Source organism: Arthrobacter sp. BPSS-3 (genome assembly GCF_044628475.1).
Classification (GTDB): domain Bacteria; phylum Actinomycetota; class Actinomycetes; order Actinomycetales; family Micrococcaceae; genus Arthrobacter.
In genome coordinates this window covers 296190-315060 of the sequence record NZ_JBIMMV010000004.1, presented here as the reverse complement: position 1 = coordinate 315060, position 18871 = coordinate 296190, and the positions used below count along the sequence as shown (strand labels likewise).

The 18871-nt window shown below is 71.7% G+C and carries 20 protein-coding genes; 3 read left to right on the top strand and 17 right to left on the bottom strand.

The features are described 5' to 3' along the window. Positions 1-57: 57 nt before the first annotated feature. From ACFVY3_RS08915 to ACFVY3_RS08905, 3 genes are read right to left on the bottom strand one after another with little or no spacing between them, the layout of a single operon-like run. Complete coding sequence (locus tag ACFVY3_RS08915) at positions 58-1746, bottom strand: ribonuclease J (RefSeq protein ID WP_290258316.1); 1689 nt, start codon at positions 1744-1746, stop codon at positions 58-60. Positions 1747-1806: 60 nt separating this feature from the next. After that, positions 1807-2715 (bottom strand): 4-hydroxy-tetrahydrodipicolinate synthase, encoded by a 909-nt coding sequence (gene dapA, locus ACFVY3_RS08910; RefSeq protein ID WP_400159456.1) that lies wholly within the window; start codon positions 2713-2715, stop codon positions 1807-1809. Between the two features lie 58 nt (positions 2716-2773). Further along, a complete protein-coding gene (locus ACFVY3_RS08905; RefSeq protein ID WP_400159455.1) occupies positions 2774-3154 on the bottom strand; it encodes a hypothetical protein in 381 nt (126 codons plus the stop codon). 70 nt (positions 3155-3224) lie between these two features. Between ACFVY3_RS08905 and ACFVY3_RS08900 the strand changes: the two genes are divergently transcribed. Continuing rightward, positions 3225-4460, top strand: coding sequence for a heparan-alpha-glucosaminide N-acetyltransferase domain-containing protein (locus ACFVY3_RS08900; RefSeq protein ID WP_400159454.1), 1236 nt, complete (start codon positions 3225-3227; stop codon positions 4458-4460). Here the strand turns inward: ACFVY3_RS08900 and ACFVY3_RS08895 are convergent. From ACFVY3_RS08895 to ACFVY3_RS08865, 7 genes are all read right to left on the bottom strand, one after another. Beyond that, the gene (locus ACFVY3_RS08895; RefSeq protein ID WP_400159453.1) at positions 4457-4951 is read right to left on the bottom strand and encodes a hypothetical protein; all 495 of its coding nucleotides are present in this window, start codon (positions 4949-4951) and stop codon (positions 4457-4459) included. The two genes, ACFVY3_RS08900 and ACFVY3_RS08895, sit on opposite strands and share 4 nt — an antisense overlap. Further along, a complete protein-coding gene (gene dapB / locus ACFVY3_RS08890) occupies positions 4951-5709 on the bottom strand; it encodes a 4-hydroxy-tetrahydrodipicolinate reductase (RefSeq protein WP_400159452.1) in 759 nt (252 codons plus the stop codon). The genes ACFVY3_RS08895 and dapB overlap by 1 nt, the downstream gene beginning before the upstream one ends. A 127-nt stretch (positions 5710-5836) precedes the next feature. After that, the gene (locus ACFVY3_RS08885) at positions 5837-6364 is read right to left on the bottom strand and encodes a molybdenum cofactor biosynthesis protein MoaE (protein ID WP_400159451.1); all 528 of its coding nucleotides are present in this window, start codon (positions 6362-6364) and stop codon (positions 5837-5839) included. After that, complete coding sequence (locus ACFVY3_RS08880; RefSeq protein WP_400159450.1) at positions 6354-6902, bottom strand: MogA/MoaB family molybdenum cofactor biosynthesis protein; 549 nt, start codon at positions 6900-6902, stop codon at positions 6354-6356. The genes ACFVY3_RS08885 and ACFVY3_RS08880 overlap by 11 nt, the downstream gene beginning before the upstream one ends. Continuing rightward, positions 6899-7396, bottom strand: coding sequence for a cyclic pyranopterin monophosphate synthase MoaC (moaC, locus tag ACFVY3_RS08875; protein ID WP_364137198.1), 498 nt, complete (start codon positions 7394-7396; stop codon positions 6899-6901). Before moaC ends, ACFVY3_RS08880 begins: the two co-directional genes overlap by 4 nt. Then, complete coding sequence (glp, locus tag ACFVY3_RS08870) at positions 7384-8613, bottom strand: gephyrin-like molybdotransferase Glp (RefSeq protein ID WP_400159449.1); 1230 nt, start codon at positions 8611-8613, stop codon at positions 7384-7386. Before glp ends, moaC begins: the two co-directional genes overlap by 13 nt. Positions 8614-8695: 82 nt before the next feature. Continuing rightward, on the bottom strand, positions 8696-10372 hold the full coding sequence (locus tag ACFVY3_RS08865) for a molybdopterin-dependent oxidoreductase (RefSeq protein WP_400159448.1): 1677 nt from the start codon (positions 10370-10372) through the stop codon (positions 8696-8698). A gap of 143 nt (positions 10373-10515) precedes the next feature. Between ACFVY3_RS08865 and moaA the strand changes: the two genes are divergently transcribed. Both moaA and ACFVY3_RS08855 read left to right on the top strand, forming a co-directional pair. Further along, positions 10516-11646, top strand: coding sequence for a GTP 3',8-cyclase MoaA (gene moaA / locus ACFVY3_RS08860; RefSeq protein ID WP_400159447.1), 1131 nt, complete (start codon positions 10516-10518; stop codon positions 11644-11646). 7 nt (positions 11647-11653) lie between these two features. Next, the gene (locus tag ACFVY3_RS08855; RefSeq protein ID WP_290258329.1) at positions 11654-11920 is read left to right on the top strand and encodes a MoaD/ThiS family protein; all 267 of its coding nucleotides are present in this window, start codon (positions 11654-11656) and stop codon (positions 11918-11920) included. A gap of 15 nt (positions 11921-11935) precedes the next feature. On the opposite strand, the gene ACFVY3_RS08850 is transcribed toward ACFVY3_RS08855, so the two are convergent. From ACFVY3_RS08850 to ACFVY3_RS08820, 7 genes are read right to left on the bottom strand one after another with little or no spacing between them, the layout of a single operon-like run. Further along, positions 11936-12844 (bottom strand): alpha/beta hydrolase, encoded by a 909-nt coding sequence (locus ACFVY3_RS08850; RefSeq protein WP_290258330.1) that lies wholly within the window; start codon positions 12842-12844, stop codon positions 11936-11938. Next, positions 12841-13521, bottom strand: coding sequence for a TetR/AcrR family transcriptional regulator (locus tag ACFVY3_RS08845; protein ID WP_290258331.1), 681 nt, complete (start codon positions 13519-13521; stop codon positions 12841-12843). The genes ACFVY3_RS08850 and ACFVY3_RS08845 overlap by 4 nt, the downstream gene beginning before the upstream one ends. Then, positions 13518-15167, bottom strand: coding sequence for an AMP-binding protein (locus tag ACFVY3_RS08840; protein WP_364137186.1), 1650 nt, complete (start codon positions 15165-15167; stop codon positions 13518-13520). Before ACFVY3_RS08840 ends, ACFVY3_RS08845 begins: the two co-directional genes overlap by 4 nt. Next, a complete protein-coding gene (locus tag ACFVY3_RS08835) occupies positions 15164-16417 on the bottom strand; it encodes a branched-chain amino acid ABC transporter permease (protein ID WP_400159446.1) in 1254 nt (417 codons plus the stop codon). The genes ACFVY3_RS08840 and ACFVY3_RS08835 overlap by 4 nt, the downstream gene beginning before the upstream one ends. Continuing rightward, complete coding sequence (locus ACFVY3_RS08830; protein WP_290258334.1) at positions 16414-17289, bottom strand: branched-chain amino acid ABC transporter permease; 876 nt, start codon at positions 17287-17289, stop codon at positions 16414-16416. The genes ACFVY3_RS08835 and ACFVY3_RS08830 overlap by 4 nt, the downstream gene beginning before the upstream one ends. Next, positions 17286-18092 (bottom strand): ABC transporter ATP-binding protein, encoded by an 807-nt coding sequence (locus ACFVY3_RS08825; protein WP_400159445.1) that lies wholly within the window; start codon positions 18090-18092, stop codon positions 17286-17288. Before ACFVY3_RS08825 ends, ACFVY3_RS08830 begins: the two co-directional genes overlap by 4 nt. Then, a complete protein-coding gene (locus ACFVY3_RS08820) occupies positions 18089-18853 on the bottom strand; it encodes an ABC transporter ATP-binding protein (protein ID WP_290258336.1) in 765 nt (254 codons plus the stop codon). Before ACFVY3_RS08820 ends, ACFVY3_RS08825 begins: the two co-directional genes overlap by 4 nt. Between the last annotated feature and the right edge of the window lie 18 nt (positions 18854-18871).

Here is an 18871-nt window from a genome sequence, read left to right as displayed (position 1 = left end):
GCGCGGGGGCGGAACCGGCGGGAGGAGCCGTTCGGGTGCTGCTGGTGCTGCCGGGGCCTACGCCTCGAGGACCACCGGGATGATCATCGGCTTGCGGCGCAGCTTGCGGTTGACCCAGGTGCCGATGACCCGGCGGACGACCTGCTGCAGCTGCTGCGTGGTGTGGTCGCGGTTCTTGACGGCGTCCTCGAGCGCGGCGTTGATCTTCGGGATGATCTCGTCGAAGACCGAGTCGTCCTCCGCGACGCCGCGGGCGTGGATCTCCGGGCCGGAGACGACCTTGCCGGTGGCGCGGTGGATGACGGTGACGATCGAGATGAAGCCCTCGTCGCCGAGGGTCTGGCGGTCCTTGAGGTCCGCCTCGGTGACCTCGCCGACGCTGGAGCCGTCGACGTAGACGAAGCCGACTTCGACCTGGCCGACGATGTCCGCCTCGTGGTCGCGCAGGTCGATCACGGTGCCGTTGTCCGCCAGCAGGATGCTCTCCTCCGGCACGCCGGAATCCAAGGCGATCTTGCCGTTAGCGATCAGGTGCCGGGTCTCACCGTGCACCGGCATGGCGTTCAGCGGCTCGAGGATGTTGTAGCAGTAGAGCAGTTCGCCGGCGGCGGCGTGGCCGGAGACGTGCACCTTGGCGTTGCCCTTGTGGATCACGTCCGCGCCGAGCTTGAGCAGGCCGTTGATGATGCGGAAGACGGCGTTCTCGTTGCCCGGGATCAGGCTGGAGGCAAGGATGACGGTGTCGCCCTGTCCGACGACGACGCGGTGGTCGCCGTTGGCCATGCGGGACAGCGCGGCCATCGGCTCGCCCTGGGAACCGGTGGACATCAGCACCACGCGGTTGTCCGGCAGGTTGTCGATGTTCTTGATGTCCACCAGGATGCCGGCGGGCACCTCGAGGTAGCCGAGCTTGGCGGCGATGGCCATGTTGCGGACCATGGACCGGCCGACGAAGGCGACCTTGCGGTTGTGGTTTGCCGCGGCGTCGAGCACCTGCTGGACGCGGTGCACGTGAGAGGAGAAGGAGGCGACGATGATGCGCTTGGACGCCTGGCCGAAGAGGCGGTCCAGGGTGGGGCCGATCTCCTTTTCCGCGGTGGTGAAGCCGGGAACGTCGGCATTGGTGGAGTCCGAGAGGAACAGGTCCACGCCTTCCTCGCCGAGCTTGGCGAAGTGGCGCAGGTCGGTGATGCGGCCGTCGAGGGGCAGCTGGTCCATCTTGAAGTCACCGGTGTGCAGCACGGTGCCGCCGGCGGTGCGCAGGAAGACCGCGAGGGCGTCCGGGATGGAGTGGTTGACGGCCACGAACTCGCACTCGAAGGGGCCGAACTTCTCGACCTGGCCTTCGTTGACGATCATGGTGGTCGGCTTGATCCGGTGTTCCTGCAGCTTGGCCTCGATCAGCGCCAGGGTCAGCTGCGAGCCGACGAGGGGGATGTCGTTGCGCAGGCGCAGCAGGTACGGGACGGCGCCGATGTGGTCCTCGTGGCCGTGGGTGAGGATGACGGCGACGACATCGTCCAGACGCTTCTCGATGTAGGAGAAGTCCGGGAGGATCAGGTCCACGCCGGGCTGGGTCTCCTCGGGGAAGAGGACGCCGCAGTCAACGATCAGCAGCTTGCCGCCGATTTCGAAGACCGTCATGTTGCGGCCGATCTCGCCGAGGCCGCCCAGCGGGACGATCCGCAGGGTGTTGGCGGCCAGTTTCGGCGGCGTGACGAGGCCGGGGAGGGCGGTTTGGGTCATAGTGCACTACTTTCCAGGCGGGGCATGGCAGGTCGGGGCGTGATGCGGCGCGGGGCCGGATCAGGCGTAGACGAGCCCGGCCTCCGCCAAGTCCTCGCGGATTGTTTCGATCTCGGCTTCGCCCGGCTCCACGAGGGGCAAACGGACAACCGAGTTGGGCAGGACTCCCTGCCACTTGAGAACTTGCTTCGCAGCTACAGCGCCCTGAATGTGGGTCATCACTGCACGGACCACGGGGTCCAGTTCGAAATGTAGGGTGCGGGCGGTGGCAAAGTCGCCCGCAAGCGCGGCGTCGATCATGGCCCGGAACTGCCGGGTCGCGACGTGCGCGGAAACACTGACAAGCCCGACGGCGCCGGCGGCCATCCAGGGCAGGGTGAGGCCGTCGTCGCCGGAGTAGACGTCAAGGTCCGTGTTGGCCAGCACCTTGGTGACGGCGGCGAAGTCGGCCTTGGCGTCCTTGAGGGCAACGATCCGGGGGTGGTCCGCCAGCCGGATCATGGTCTCGGGAAGGATCGGGACGCCGGCGCGGCCGGGGATGTCGTAGACCATGACGGGCAGGTCCGCCGCGTCGGCGACAGCCTCGATGTGCGCCTGGATGCCGGGCTGGCTGGGCTTGTTGTAATACGGGGTGACGATCAGCTGGCCGTGGGCGCCGGCCTTGGCGGCCCGCTTGGCCATCTCGATCGAGTGCGAGGTGTGGTTGGTGCCGGTACCGGCGATGACCTTGGCCCGGTCCCCCACCGCCTCGACGATGACGCGGAACAGCTTTTCCTTTTCGTCGTCCTCCAGGGTGGAGGTCTCGCCGGTGGTGCCGGAGATGACGAGGGCGTCGTTGCCGTCGTCGACGAGCTTGGAGGCCAGTTCGGCGGACTTCTGATAATCGACGTCACCATCGTTCGTGAACGGCGTGACCATGGCGGTCACGAGGGTTCCAAACGTGTACGAGCGAATGTCAGAGTCAGCCATGGCAAAAACGTTACCTTGTCCCCGCAGTGTTAGAACAATAACGGCAACGTGACGCGCATCATCCCCGTTCGGGCGCGGCACCCGGCGCGGCACCCGCTGCGGCGCCGCCCGCGGTGCCGGGCGCGGCGCAGTAGCGGCCCACCGCCTGCTCCCGCAGCGACTCAGCCCACGCGGCCAGCCGCTGCGCCGCGCGGACGTAGTGGAAGAGCTCGATCGGCGTGAGCGCCTCGACGTCGGTCTCGGCGAGCCGGCGTGCCAGTTCGGCCCCGGGTTGCTGGGCGGACAGGGCGGTTCCCTCGTTGTGCCAGCTGAGGTCCTCCGCGGCCTCCCCGGCCACCAATCGGCGGAACAGGAAATCGACGACGCCGGGACTCATGGCTTTGAGGACCCCGGAGGACGGCCCGAACCCGGCCGGCTGTGGTTCTGGTGGATGGTTCATGCCGCTCATCCTATTCGAACATATATTCGAATACAAGAGTCGTGACCGGCCCGCGTGAGACCATCGAGGCATGACCTCCCGCGGTACCGCTGCCCGTTCCAGGACCGCCGGCGGGACGCCCCGGACGCCCCGCCTGACCGGCGTCGACGCCGCCCGGGGCCTGGCGCTGCTGGGAATGATGGCCACCCACGTCCTCCCCACTTTCGAGGCCGACGCGGCGCTAACACCCACCTGGGTGGGCCTGGCCTTCTCGGGGCGGGCGGCGGCGTTGTTCGCGGTCCTGGCCGGGGTGGGACTGGCGCTGTCCACGGGCAAGGAGCAGCCCTACGCCGGGCGCGAACTCTGGGCGGCACGGCGCGGGGTGGCCCTGCGGGCCCTGGTGGTGGCCGCCGTCGGGCTCACCCTGGGGGCCCTCGAGGTGAACATCGCCGTCATCCTGGTGCATTACGCCGTCCTGTTCCTCTGCATCCTGCCCTTCCTCGGGCTGCGGCCGGGGCGCCTGTTCGCGTTCGCCACCGGGTGGCTGCTGGCCAGCCCGGTGCTCGCCTACCTGCTGCGCCCGTGGCTGCTGGCACCGGAGCCGCCGCTGCAACTGGGGCACAACCCCGGCTGGGCGGATCTCGCGGAGCCCACCCGGGTGGCCGGCGACCTGTTGCTCACAGGCTACTACCCGGTGGTGCAGTGGCTGACGTACCTGTTGATCGGACTCGCGCTCGGCCGGCTGCCTTTGGGCCGGGTCGGTCTGCAGGTCAGCCTGGTGGCCGCCGGGACGGCCGCCGCCGTCTTCGCTAAGTGGTTCGCCGGGGTGCTGATGGAGGACCGCGGCGGCCGGGCGGCGCTGCAGGCGGCCATCGGTGACCCCGACTATCCGCTGGCGTCCCTGCTGCAGGTCAATCTCGCGGGCGTGGACCAGTCTGGCTCAGGCTGGTGGCTGGCCACCGCGGCCCCGCACTCGGGCACCAGCCTGGACCTGTTGCACACCTCCGGGGTCGCGGCGGCGGTGCTGGGGGCCTGCCTGCTGCTGGCCCGGCTGGCGGACTGGGTGGAGCTGGATCTGCTCCGCCCCCTGCGCGGCGCCGGTGCGATGACGCTCAGCCTGTACTCGGCGCACGTGTGTGTCATGGCCTCCCTGCATGGCCACCCGCTGCCGTCCGGGTGGAGCCCCGACGGCGTCTTCTGGGCGCAGGCACTGGCGGTCCTGGCGCTGGGCTGGATCTTCGCGACGCTGTCCTGGCGCGGGCCGCTGGAGTGGGCCGGCCACGGCGCGAACCTGCTGGGCCGGGGCCGAACCCTCGCGGGCCGCTAGGCGGGGCGTCCCCCGGCGTTCCCGCCGTCGCGGTACAGGCGGACGGCGTCGCGCATGGCCGCGCGGGCGCGCTTCCGGTCGCCGGCGGCGTCGTACGCGCAGCTGAGCCGGAACCAGGACCGCCAGTCATCCGGCGCGGCTTCCGCCTCGACGCGGTACTTCTCAAATTCGGCGTCCGCGGCCTCGCGGATGATCCGCCCGGCGGGGGTGCGCGGCAGGGTGTCCTCCGGCAGGCCGCCCTCGGCCTCGAGGATCTTGGCCAGGCGTTCGGTGCGGGCGCCGAAGAGCAGTTCCCGCACCAGCGCCCAGGCCCCGACGATGGGCAGCAGCAGGTAGGCCAGGCCCAGGGCCTTGGCCACCAGGTTGGGGTCGCCGAGCAGCAGCACCGAGCGCTGCAGCGAGACCACCAGGTAGAAGACGAGCAGGAGCGTCACCGCGCCCACCCAGATCTTGGTGCGGTTTGCCTTGAAGGCGGCCAGCACGTTCGCCATCAGAGGCCCAGGTCCAGGTAGCCGTCCAGGCCCACGGTGAGGCCCGGGTGCGCCGCGACATTGCGGACACCCAGCAGCACGCCGGGCATGAAGGAGGCGCGGTCGAACGAGTCGTGACGGAAGGTCAGCTGCTCGCCGGGGCCGCCGAGCAGGACCTCCTGGTGGGCCACCAGGCCGCGGAGCCGGACGCTGTGGACCCGGACGCCGTCGACGTCGCAGCCGCGGGCGCCGGGGCGCTCGCTGGTGGTGGCGTCGGGGCTGGGGGCCACGCCGGCGGCGTCGCGCTCGGCGGCGATGAGCTGTGCCGTGCGCACGGCGGTGCCGGAGGGGGCGTCCACCTTGTCCGGGTGGTGAAGTTCGATGATCTCGACCGATTCGAAGTAGCGGGAGGCCTTGGCGGCGAAGGCGGAGGCCAGGACCGAGCCCAGCGCGAAGTTGGGGGCGATCAGCACCCCGGTCTCCGGCCGGCCGGCGAGGAGGGCGGTGAGCCGGTCCAGGCGCCCGGCGTCCCAGCCGGTGGTGCCGACGACGGCGTGCATCCCGTGGTCGACTGCGAAGCGGACGTTCGCCTCGGTGCTCTCGGGAACGGTCAGGTCGACGACGACCTGCGCGCCGGCCTCCGTGAGGGTCTCGAGGGAATCGCCCCGGCCTAGGGCCGCGACGAGGGTGAGGTCTTCGGCGGCGTCGATGGCCTTGATGGCCTCCGCGCCCATGCGTCCGTTGGCGCCCAGGACGGCGACGGCGAGTTGTTCGGTCATGCCCTCAACCCTACCGCCGGGGCGCTGGCCGGCCTGAACCGTTACCGCCCGGACCGGCCCCGCGTAACGGGGCCCGCGCCGCGGGGGGCTGGCTGCGGGCATCGGCGGGCACAGGCCGCCGGAGGTGCTACTCCCCCGCGCCTACCCATTCGACGGTGCCGTCGCTGAAGAACTGTTCCTTCCAGATCGGCACCTGTTCCTTGATCCGGTCCACGAGTTCGGTGCAGACGGCGAAGGCCTGCCCGCGGTGCGCGGCGGAGACGGCGCAGACCAGGGCCGGGTCGCCGATCTCCAGCATGCCCGTGCGGTGCGCGGCCCAGATCCGGACCGGCTTGGACTCAGTGCCGGCGGCGGCGTGTTCGGCGACGAGCCCGGCGACGACGTCGGCCATCACCTTGTGGGCGGTGGGGTGCGCGCTGTAGCTCAGCCGGTCCACTGGCTTGCCGCAGTCGTGGTTGCGGACGACGCCGCTGAAGCTGACGACGGCGCCGGCCGTGTCCGACTCCACGGCGGCGATGGCCTGGTCGACAGAGATGGGCTCGGCGCTGAGGACGGCGTGGACGATGTCGAACGTGGCGCCGCCGGCGCTGTCGGCTGGGGTGGCGGCGGTGCCTTCGGCTGTGGTGGCGTTGGGGTTGGTGGCGTCAGTGCCCATGGGTGCCTTCCAGCTGGTCGCAGAGGTGGCCGAGGATCGGGTCGAGGAAGCCAAGGCCGTCCATCACGCCCTTGGGCGATCCGGGCAGGTTGACGATGAAGGTGGTGCCCGCGGCGCCGGCGTGGCCGCGGCTGAGCAGCGCGGTGGGTGTCTTGGCGGCGCCGACGGCCCGAAGCCCCTCCATGATGCCGGGGATCTCGCGGTCCAGCAGTGGCAGGGTCTGTTCCGGGGTGGAGTCGGTGGGGCTGAGGCCGGTGCCCCCGCTGGTGATGATCACCGAGGGGCGCTGGCTGAGCAGGGCGCGCAGGGCGGCACCGACCGGTTCGCCGTCGGGGACCACCATTGCCGGGTAGGTCTCGAAGCCGTGTTCGGTCAGCCAGTCCGCGATGACGGGGCCGGTGAGGTCCTCGTAGACTCCGGCGGCGGCGCGGGTGGAGGCGATCACGATCCCGGCCTTCCGGCCGGTCACCTCGCCGTGGGTATGGGGTTCCCCGTGGGTGTGGGGTTCGGGGTGCTGGTGGGGTTCGTGGCTGCTCACAGGGTCCAGTCCCCGCTCTTGCCGCCGCTCTTGGCCAGGACCTTGATGTCGTTGAGCACGGCGTGCTTGTCGACGGCCTTGATCATGTCGTAGACGCTCAGGGCGGCGACGGAGACCGCGGTGAGGGCCTCCATCTCCACCCCGGTCACGCCGCGGGTCTTCACGGTGGCGAAGACGGTGACGGTGTCCGTGCCGAGCTCGAAGTCCACCGTGACCTTGCTGATGGGCAGCGGGTGGCACAGCGGGATCAGCTCCGGCGTCTTCTTGGCGGCCATGATGCCGGCGACCCGGGCGACGGCGAGCGCGTCGCCCTTGGGGAGGTCCCCGGACCCCAGGAGCGAGAGGACCTCTGCGGTGCTGTGCACGGTGGCGGTGGCGGTGGCCTCGCGGGTGGTCTCGGCCTTGGTGGAGACATCGACCATCTGGGCGGTGCCGTCCCGGCGGAGATGGGTCAGCGCGGGCGGGGAGAGTTCTGCGTCGTTCACAGCACCCATACTTCCACCTCATCGCCGGCGGCGAGCTCCGCGGTACCGGCCGGGACGTGCACCAGGGCGTTGGAGAGGGCCAGGGCGTGCACCAGGTGTGAGCCGGCGCCGCCCTCCAGGTGCACGGTGCCGTCCGGGGTCAGGGTGCCCCGCCGGACCTGGTGTTTGGCCGCGGGCGAGGTCAGCGGCGCGGCCAGCCGGGCGCGGACGGCGGTCCGGGGTGCGGGACTGCCGAGCAGCCCGGTGAGGACGGGACGGAGGAACATCTCGAAGGAGACCAGGCAGCTGACCGGGTTGCCGGGGAAGCACAGCACCGGGACGCCGTCGAAGGTGCCCAGCCCCTGGGGTCCGCCCGGCTGCATGGCGACGGAGCCGAATTCGACGCCGTGGCCCTCCAGGGCCTGCCGGACCACCTCGTAGGCGCCCTTGCTGACGCCGCCGGTGGTGATGATGAGGTCCACCGAGGGCGCGTGGGCGCGGAGCAGCCGCTCGAGCGCGGCCGGGTCGTCCGCGGTGATGCCGGCGCGGGTGACGGCCAGGCCGGCCTGCCGTAGCCCGGAGTCGAGCAGGGTGGAGTTGGCGTCGTAGATCTTGCCGGCCTCCAGCGGCGTGCCCGGGGCCACCACCTCGTCGCCGGTGGTGACCAGCAGCACGGTCGGGGCGGCGTGCACCGGTGCCTCGGCGAGGCCCAGGGCGGCGAGCAGTCCCAGCTGCCCGGGGCCCAGGTAGGTGCCGGCGGCCAGTGCCCGGGTCCCGGCGGCGATGTCGCTGCCGGCGGCGCGGACGTAGGTTCCCGTGGCCGTGGCGGGCAGCCGGACGGTGGCGGGGCTGCCGGGTTCGGGGAAGACGTCCGGCTCGGCCGCTTCGATCGGTACGACGGCGTCCGCACCCGGCGGGATCATTGCCCCGGTCATGATCGGGGCCGCGGTCCCGGCGGCCAGGGCGGCGGGTTGGGCGCCTGCGGGCACCGGGTCGGTGACGCGCAGCTCGGTGCCGCCCTCGGCCAGGTCCGCGCTGCGCACGGCGTATCCGTCCATTTGGGAGTTGGCGAACGGCGGGAGGTCCAGCGGCGCGGTAATGTTTCGGGCCAGTCCGCGGCCCAGCGCGTCGGCCAGCGGCACGGTGTCGGTGCGGACGGCGAGGCCTGCCAGCAGTGCGCGGACCTTGTCCCGGTGCGCCTCGACGCTGGCCGGTCCCGCCTTGGCGGGCTGGGGTCGGGAGTGCATGGGTGCGTGTCCTTCGGCTCGGCGGGCTGGGTTTCTCGGCGGACTGGGGTTCTGGTGTGGCAGGGGTCTGGCGGCGCTCCGGTTAGGAGGTCACGTCAACTGTAACCGTGTGGTATCCGGTGGCTCCGTCCGGCGCGACGGGGGCCTGTGCCTCCACCTGGACGGCTCCCGTGGCGTCCGTGGCGCGGACCTGCACCTCGTAGCTGCCCGGCCCCAGCGGCAGGGCCAGTCTCCATTGCCGCCAGGTGTCAGCGGAGATGCCGGGGGCCAGCTCGGCGGCCTTCCAGTCGCCGCGGTTCACCCGCACCTCCACGGCGCGGATCCCCCGGTGCTGGGCCCAGGCCACCCCGCCGAAGGTCACCGTCCCGGCCGGGACCTTCCGGCCCGCGCGGGGCACGTCGATCCGGGACGAGGTCTTGATCGGCCCGCGCTCGCTCCAGCCGCGCGGGGTCCAGTAGCCCTCGTCGGCGGCGAAGCGGGTGACCTTCAGCTCGGTGAGCCACTTGGTGGCCGAGACGTAGCCGTAGAGGCCGGGGACGACAAGGCGCACCGGGAAGCCGTGTTCCAGCGGCAGCGGCGCACCGTTCATGCCGATAGCCAGGATCGCGTCCCGGTTGTCCGTGAGGGCCTCCAGCGGCGACCCGGCGGTCCAGCCGTCCACGCTGCGCGAGAGCACCATGTCCGCGCCCTGTTGCGGTCCGGCCTGTGCCAGCAGCTCGCGGACCGGCCAGCCCAGCCACCGGGCGTTGCCGATCAGGTCCCCGCCCACCTCGTTGGAGACGCAGGCGATGGTGATGTGCCGTTCGATCAGGGGTTTGGCGAGCAGCGCCTGGAAGTCAAGTTCCACTGGCCGGTCCACCATCCCGGTGACCGTGAGCTTCCAGGTCCGGGGATCCACCACAGGGACGCGCAGGGCGGTGTCGATCCGGTAGAAATCGTCCGCCGGGGTCACCAGCGGGCCCTGGCCTGGCAGTTGCTGGTCCGCGCCGGCGGGAACGGGCGGGGCGGCCGAGGCGGGGGCGGGAAGTGCCAGGGTGCTGCGGTAGCCGGTGACGGCGGCCGTGGCGCCGCGGAGCGTGCCGGCGAGCACGCCGCCGAGGGCCGCGACACCCGCCGTGATGGAGAAGCTGCGGAGGAACCGGCGTCGGGTGGCCGGTTCCTTCCCGGCGTCCGGGGCCGGCAGTGCCGCTGGGAGTGTCTCCGGTGGCGTCTCCGGCTCTAACGCTCTCTCCGGCGCCGCCGTACCGCGCGTCTCCTCCGCCGTCGTCCGCCAGTCACGGAGGGCGCCGATCAGCCAGCCCAGCAGCACCACGGCGACGGCGGCGGCCAGCAGCGGGGCGGGAACGGCAGCCCCGTCCGCCTCCGGCCGGCCCAGCACCGCGGCGAGTCCGGCCAGTCCGAACACCGCGACGACGGCCGCCCCGGCGAAGCGGCGGCGCAGTTCCAGGACCCCGGCGACGGCGGCCAGCACGGCGATCGCCAGGCCCATGCCGGTGAGCAGGGCGAGCTTGTCGGCGGTGCCGAACAGGGAGATGGCCCACTCCTTGACGCCGGGCGGGACGGCGTCGATCACGGCCCCGCCCACAGCCGTCACGGGAGAGACCGAGGGGCTCAGCAACCCGGCCGCGAGCTCGCCGGCGGCCACGCCGGCTCCCACCGCGGCCAACCCGGAGGCCGCCGCCCAGCGGGACACGCGCGGTCCTACGATCTCCGGCCCGGGCGGGACCGGGCGCTGCGCCACCGGCTGCGGGGTATTCATCCTCCCAGCATAGATTCGCCGGGGAGATTCGCCGCCGGGTTCAAGGGCTGGGTCCGCCCGCCGGGTTCGCGGGCTGCGTTCGCTGGATGGATTCGCGGCTGCCGGGCGGTGATGCCCCGGCGCAGGTGGCGTAGCCTGACACTATGACTGTTCAGCTTGGCATGCCCCAGCCCCGCGCGGAGGGTGGCTCCGGTCCGCAGGCGCCACAGCCGGCCGGACGCCCGGCCGGGCTGCCCGCGGGCCTGGTGGACCGCTACGGCCGCGTCGCCACGGACATGCGCCTGTCGCTGACGGACAAGTGCAACCTCCGCTGCAGCTACTGCATGCCCGCCGAGGGCCTGGAGTGGCTGTCCAAGGCGGCCGTGATGAGCGCCGAGGAGATCGTCCGGATTGTGAGGATCGGCGTGGACAGCCTGGGCGTCCGCGAACTCCGGCTCACCGGCGGCGAACCCCTGGTTCGCGCGGACTTGCTGGACATCATCAGCTCCCTCCGCCACGCTCACCCGGACCTGCCGATCTCCATGACCACCAACGCCGTCGGCCTGGACAAGAAGGCCCAGGCGCTGAAGAACGCCGGCCTGACCCGGATCAACGTCTCCCTGGACTCGCTCCACGAGGAGACCTTCACCCAGCTGACCCGGCGTCCGTTCCTGAACAAGGTGCTCGCCGGCGTCGACGCCGCCTGGGCCGCGGGCCTCGGACCGGTGAAACTGAACGCCGTCCTGATGCGCGGCATCAACGACGCCGAGGCCCCCTCCCTGCTGGCCTGGGCACTGGGCCGCGGTTACGAGCTCCGCTTCATCGAACAGATGCCCCTGGACGCAGACCATGGCTGGACCCGACGGAACATGATCACCGCCGCCGAGATCCGGGACCTGCTGTCCGTGGACTATGTCCTGTCCGCCGACCCGCGGGAACGCGACGGCGCCCCGGCCGAACGCTTCGAGGTCCGCGCCCGGGTCCCCGGCACGGACACCGCGGAGGGACCCATCCTGGGCACCGTGGGAATTATCGCCTCGGTCACCGAGCCGTTCTGCGCGGACTGCCGGCGCACCCGGATCACCGCCGAGGGCAAGATCATGAGCTGCCTCTTCTCGCACGAGGAGACGGACCTGTTGGGGCTGCTGCGCAGCGGCGCCACCGACGAACAGCTCGCCGAACGCTGGCAGGACGCCATGTGGGCCAAGCCCAAGGCCCACGGCATGGACCACGTGGGCCTCGACGCCCCCGACTTCGTCCAGCCGGACCGCAGCATGAGCGCCATCGGAGGCTGACCCACCCGTGATCGTCCGTTACTTCGCTGCCGCGCGCGCCGCCGCCGGCGTCGACGAGGAAACTTTCCAGCTGCCCGAGGGCGCCGACGTTGCCGGCCTGCTCGAAGCCGTGCTCGCCGTCGACCGTCCGGTCCCGCCCGCCGGCACTCCCCCGCTGGCCCGGCTGCTGTCCCGTTCCAGCTTCCTGCTCAACGAGGTGGCCGTCCGGGACCACGCCACGGCGCTGGCCCCGGACGACGTCGTCGACGTCCTGCCGCCGTTCGCCGGCGGCTAGGAACCCGCCGGGAAACTACTCCCCCGCGAGGGCGGCCCGGACGGTGTCTGCCACGGCGGCCGCGCCGCGCTCGCCCATGATGATCGTGTAGTGGTTCACGTCCGGGACGTCCCGGACCTGCAGGGACGGCAGCTTCTCCGCCCAGGTCTCGAGGTAGCCCGGCGCGTACAGGCCGGCGGGTTCGTTGAGCAGCCCGCGCGGCGCCCGCAGTACCTGGGTCGACACCGTGAGGTCCGCCAGCGCCTTCAGCAGCGAGGAGCCCCGGTGCAGGTCCGCGGTGTCCTCCGCCATCGCCTCGTACCGGGTGGCAGGCTTCAGTTCCGGGGCCTCGCCGGTGAGGTCGTAGTCCACGTAGTCGTCCACGAACGGCCCCCAGTCGGAGGCGAAGGCCGGGTGCTTGCGCCAGAAGGAGCGGTAGACCTCGCGGCTGGTGAAGGTGGCATTGAGCCGCTCCGCCGCCGGGCCCAGGATGGAGGAGACGATCTCGGCGTCGGAGAGCCCCTCCGGGACCTGCAGCGGCAGGCCGCCGTCCACCAGCACCAGGGACCGGACCCGCTCCGGGGACAAGTCCGAGAGGACCACGGAGGCGAAGCCGCCCATGGAGTGGCCCACCACGACAACGGGGCCGGGGGCGAGTTCGGCCAGCACGGCGGTGAGGTCCTCCGCGTGCGAGGTCATGCCGTACGGGGCGGGCAGGGCGTTGCTGCGGCCGCGGCCGCGCAGGTCCGGGGCGATGATCCGCACGTCGGGCAGCGCCTCGGCCAGGTACGCCCAGCACTTGTGCGAGGCGGTGACGCCGTGGACGGCCAGGATGGTCGGGGCGTCGGAGCTGTCCTCCGGGCCCCAGATGGCGGTGTGCATGGTGCCGCCGCGCACGGGGACCTCGACGGTCCGGTAGGTCTGCTGGCTGGTGGTCTGGGTCATGGGTTCGTCCCTTCCTGGGGCGGGGTGGGGTTCGCGGCGGTAGTGGGGGCGGGAAGGCCGGGGTTCGGGGCCAGCCCGCGTTCGATGAACTGCATCATTTCCTCGAAGACGTGCTCGGGAATCTCGGGCCTGGCGCCGGCGGCCGGTTCGGCGCCTTCCTCGTCCCAGAGCACCCAGCGCATGCCGATCAGCTCGCCGATGCCCATCAACGCCCAGGCCGCGACGGTGGGGTCCATGTCCCGGACCTCCCCCGCGAGCTGGGCTGACTTCAGGCCCTCGATGTAGCCGTTGACGATCCGGGTGTAGTGCAGGCGGAGGGCGCCGGGCGAGACGAACTCGGCCTGGCGGATGATCCGGTACAGCGCGGGGTGCTCGGCGGTGAAGCGGAAGAACGCCCGGAAGCCGGCCCGTTCGGCGTCGATCCGGTTACCGGCGCTGCGGGCGGCGTCGGTCATGGCGTGCCGGACCCGGCGGTTGAGGTCCTCCACCACCTCGTCGAAAATCGTCTGCTTCCCGTCGAAGTAGAGGTAGAAGGTGCCGAGTCCGACGCCGGCGGCCTCGGTGATCTTGACGATCGAGGCGTCGTGGTAGCCCACCGAGGCGAACACGGCCTCGGCGGCCTCGAGCAGCTTGGCGCGAGTGCGGGTGCCGCGGGCGGTGCGGGGTGCGGTGCTCATCGCCGGCCTCCGGGGGTCGATGCAGTGGTGGTTGATGCGGTGGTCGGGGTGGCGCCGTCCGAGTGACGGGCGGCGAGATCCTGCCGGAGCCGGGCGCGCAGCACCTTGTTCAGCGCCGTGCGCGGCAGCCCGGCGACCAGTTCCACCCGCGACGGGACCTTAAAGCGGGCCAGCTGGCCGGCGCAGTGGTCCAGCAGGTCCTGCTCGTCGGTGGCCATCCCGGGCCGGACCACCACGAACGCCTGCCCGGTCTCGCCCCAGCGGGGATCTTCAACGCCGACGACGGCGGCCTGCGCCACCGCCGGGTGGGCCAGGAGGACGGCCTCCACCTCGGAGGGCGAGACGTTCTCGCCGCCGGAGATGTAGATGTCCTTGAGCCGGTCCACCACCTTGATGTACCCGTCGGCATCGCGCTCGACCAGGTCACCGGTGTGCAGCCAGCCGCCGGCGAGGACCGCCGCCGTCGCGGCCGGGTCGCGGAAGTAGCCGGCGAAGACGCCGGGGCCACCCACCAGGAGCTCGCCGGCGGCCGCGCCGTCGAGGATCTCCCCGGTGGTGGGATCGGCGACCGCCACCTCGACGTGCGGGTAGGGCTTGCCGGAGTAGCCGACCATCCGCTCGGCGTCCTGGTTGGGCAGGCAGAGCACGTTTGGGGACGCCTCGGTAAGGCCGTAGCCCTGGCTCAGCGCCACCCCCTTGCGGTGCCAGATCCGCAGCAGTGGCGCGGGCATGGGCGCCCCGCCGACGACGGCGTGCCGGAGGCCGCCGAGTTCCGCGGCGGCGAAGTCGGGGTGCTCGGCCAGCATCAGGTACTGGGTGGGCACGCCCATCAGCATGGTGACGCCGCGTTCGTCGATCAGCTGCAGCACCCGGCCGGGATCGAAGCCGCGCTCCAGCACCACCGTGGCCCCCACCCACCAGGCCAGCAGCGGCTGGATGTTCCAGCCGCCCACGTGGAACTGAGGGAGGACGGCCAGGACCACGTCACTGCTGCCCATGTCCAGGGTGCGGGAGAGCGAGAGGTTGTTCCAGAAGCAGTTGGCGTGGGTCAGCACGGCGGCCTTGCTGGGCCCCTCGGTGCCGGAGGTGAAGATCATCAGCAGGGCGTCGTCGTCCTGCACGGACTGCCGCGGCAGCTCGGCCGGCGCCGGGGTGACCCGGGTAGGCGGCGGGACGGACTTCTCCACCCCGCCCGGACCCAGCGCCGCGGTCCGTGGCCGGTGCGCCAGCAGGGCGCAGGCGGCGGCGCCCAGGGAGTCCAGGTCCGCCTCGACGAGCAGCAGGTGCGGTTCGGCGAGTTCCAGCTGCACGGCCAGTTCCCGGGGCGAGAGCCGCCAGGACAGGGGCACCAGCACCAGGCCGGCCTTGGCGCAGGCGAAGAACGCCACCACGTGGTCGGTGCTGTTGCCGGTGAGGCTCGCCACCCGGTCCCCCACCCGGTACCCGGCTTCGCGGAACCCCTCGGCCAGGGCCGCGGCGCGGCGCTCCAGTTCGAGGTAGGTCAGGGCGCAGCCCCGGTCATCGATCGCGACCCGGTGCGGGGTGGCGTGGCTGCGGTCGGTGGTCCAGCGGCCCAGGGTGTGGAGCCCGTCCCCGCGAACAGAGCCTGCGATGTGGACCGCGGCGGAAGCCGTGTCGGTGGTCATGCTGCGTCCTCCAGAATTTCCCGCGGCGTCTCGGTGGTGCCGTTGCCGGCCCGGCCGCGGCGCCGTTGGGCCAGCCGCTCCGCGGTCCCGGCGATGCCGCCCGGGAGGAAGAGCACCACCAGGATGAACAGCGTGCCGAGGATGAACAGCGGTTCAGACAACGGTACCCGCAGGATGTCCGGAAGGCCCTTGACGGCCTCGGAGTTGGCCAGCGCGGTGAGCCGCTGGTCCAGGATGGTGTAGAAGACGCCGCCGATCACGGCGCCCCAGCGTGAGCCCACGCCGCCGAGTACCACCATGACCAGCAGGGTGATGGTCAGGTCCGAGGAGATGGCCCGGGGCACCGCGCCGCTTTGCAGCAGCAGGAACACCATGCCAATCACACCCACGAGGATCGCGGAGACCACGAAGATCAGCAGCTTCACCAGGTACGGCTGCAGGCCCAGGACGCGGACACGGAGTTCGTTCTCGCGGACCGCGGCGGCGGTGTGGCCGGCCCGGGAGGACTGCACCCAGGTGACGATGATGAAGACAACCACCAGCACGGCCAGCGCCAGCCAGTAGAGGTTCCGGGTGTTCACCACGCCCACCAGGGCCTCGGGCAGGTTGTCCGTGCGCAGGGTCAGGCCCTCGTCGCCGCCGGTCCGGCCGTCCGGGTTGCGGCCGACGATCACCGAGCCGGCCTGGGCGAAGGCGAGGGTGACCATGGCGAACGGGATGCCGCCGACGCGGAGGCTGATGCTGCCCACCACATGCGCCAGCACGATCACGATCAGCAGCGTCAGCCCCATGGCCGGCAGCAGCGGAATCTCCAGGTTCTTCAGGATGATCGCGAGCCCGTAGACGCCGGCGCCGAAATAGAGGGCGTGGCCGAAGGAGAGCAGCCCCGCGACGCCGAGGAGCAGGTGGTAGGTCAGCGCGGCCGCGGCCATCAGCATGCTCATGGCCAGCAGCTGCAGCGATCCCGGGGTGTAGCTGGGACCGGGCAGGATCCCGGGCAGGGACAGGTTGAGCAGCGGCAGGAGGACCAGGAGCAGTACCCCGGCCAGGCCCGCGGCCCAGCCGGCAACCCGGCGGCCGGTGACGGGGCGGCCTCCCCTGCCGCGGCCGGCGCCGGGCGTGCCCGCGGTGCGTGCGCCGTCGTCGTGGGTGGCGCCCTGGCGGCGGGACCGGCGGACTGCGCCGGTCCCGGCGGTGGTCCCGGCGTCGCCGCCGGTGGTGGTCTCGGTGTTGCTGCCGGTGGTGGTCATGCGGTTCTCCCAAGCAGGCCGGTGGGGCGGACGAGCAGTACGACGCCGAGGGCCAGCACCACGACGAAGTCGCCGGTGCCGCCGAGGTAGAAGTTGGCGAACTGCTGCAGGACGGCGACGGCGACGGCGGCGATGGCCGCGCCGGTCAGCGAGCCGAGCCCGCCGATCACCGTGACGATGAAGGCGAAGATCAGCAGCGAGCCGCCGAGCATCGGTGAGACGTAGCCGAAGTAGTGCGAGGCGAGGACGCCGCCTAGTCCGGCGGCGGCGCCGCCGATGGTGAAGACCAGGGTGAAGGCCTTGCGGACGTCGATGCCCAGGGCGGTGACCATGGAGCGGTTCTCGACGCCGGCGCGGATGATCATGCCGTAGCGGGTCTTCTTCAGGAAGAAGACCAGGGCCAGCAGCACCAGGACCGCCGCGAGGATGCAGACGAACCGGTCGTTGGGGACGCGGGCGCCCAGGATGTCGGTGGTGTCCTTGAACCAGGCCGGTCCCTGGATGAAGACAGGGTCGGTCCCCCAGATGCCGTCGAACAGGGCGACAGTGGCCAGCGAGAGGCCAAGGGTGACCAGGACCTGTTCGATGTGGCGCTGGTAGAGGCGCCGGATCAGGACGAACTCGGTGAAGGCCGCGAACGCGGCGCCGGCGGCGGCACCGATCAGCAGGGAGACCAGGAAGATCCCCCAGTTATCGGACCCGGCGCGGCGGGCGATCTCCCAGCCGGTGAAGGCGCCGAGGGTCAGGAAGGCCCCGTGGGCGAAGTTGAGCACGCCCATCAGGCCGTAGATCAGGGACAGGCCGGCGGCGACGAGGAAGTACAGCGCCCCGAGGCCGAGGCCGGTGAAGAGCAGGAGGATGACGGTACTCACTGGGCGGCGCCTTTCACGGCAGCGTGGGAGGCCTGGTCCGCACCCGGGTGCGGGTCGTTGGAGACGCCGAGGTGGCGCTGGATCAGGGCGGCGTCGTCGAGGAATTCCTGTGCCGGGCCGGTGTGGACCACGCGGCCGCCGGAGAGGACGACGGCGTCGCCGGCGAGCTGGCGGACCACCTGGAGGTTCTGTTCCACCAACAGGATCGGCACGGTCCGGGCGGCCTCGGCCAGGGTCTCGGCGACCTCGCCGACGATCTTGGGGGCCAGGCCCTTGGTGGGTTCGTCGACCAGCAGGACCTTGTTCGTGTTCAGCAGGGCGCGGGCCAGCGAGACCATCTGCTGCTGGCCGCCGGAGAGCGTCCCGGCCATCTGGCCGGCGCGGGCCAGCAGGTCCGGGAAGAGCTCCTCGACCAGCTGGCGGCGCGGCGCGGCGTCGCGTTCGGCCAGGCGCAGGTTCTCGGCGACCGTGAGCTTGGAGAACACCTCGCGGTCCTCGGGGACGTAGCCAACGCCGCGCTGGATGATCCGGTAGGTGGGGTCCTTGTCGATCCGTTCGCCGTCGAGCGTGACTGCCCCGGAGCGATCGATCAGGCCGATGATGGCCTTGATGGTGCTGGTCTTGCCGACGCCGTTGCGGCCCAGCAGCGCAGTGATCCCGGCGGCGGGGACGGAGAACGAGACATCCTCCACCACCTGCTGGCCGGCGATATTGGCGCTGAGGCGGTCAACGGTGAGGATCGGCGTGGCGGGGCCTGGGGCGGCGCCCGGGGTTTCGGGTTGGGGGTCCGCGGCGGGGCTCATACTGGTTCTCCGAGGTAGGCGCTTTGCACGGTGGGGTTGGCCATGACGGCGTCGGGGCTGTCCAGGGCCAGCAGGCTGCCGTGGTGCATCACGGCCACCCGGTCCACCAGGCCCAGCACCACGTCCATGTGGTGCTCGACCATCATGACCGTGCAGCCGCGGTCCCGGTGCATCCCCCGGATGATGGCGGTGAGGGACGGGACGTCCCCCGACGCCACCCCGGCCATCGGCTCATCGAGGAGGACGACGGCGGGATCCGTCGCCAGCAGCACGGCGATCTCCACCTTGCGCTTCTCGCCGTGCGAGAGGTCCCCGGCCGCCGTCGTGAGCTGGCCGCTGAGTCCCACCTCGGCGATGGTGCCCAGGGCGATCCGGGTGGCCTCGTCCGAGGAGCCGGGGAAGCGCAGGATGTTCAGGCTTCCGCCGAGCTTGGCCTGCGCGGCGAGCCGGACATTCTCCAGGACGGAGAGCCGGGGGAAGAGGTTGGAGGTCTGGAAGGTCCGGCCCAGCCCCGCCCTCGCGCGGCGGTGGATCGGCTCGTTGGTGATCGGCCGTCCGTTCAGGGCAATGCTGCCCGCGGTGGGGCGCAGCACGCCGGAGATCAGGTTGAAGAGGGTGGTCTTGCCGGCGCCGTTGGGGCCGATCACGCCGATCATCTCGCCGGCGTTGACGGTGAAGCCGACGTCCTGGAGGATGCGGGCGCCGCCGATCTGCAGGCCGAGGCCGTCCGCCTCAAGGGCGGGCGTGGCTGGGGTAGTCATACGGGTCCTTTGTTCTGG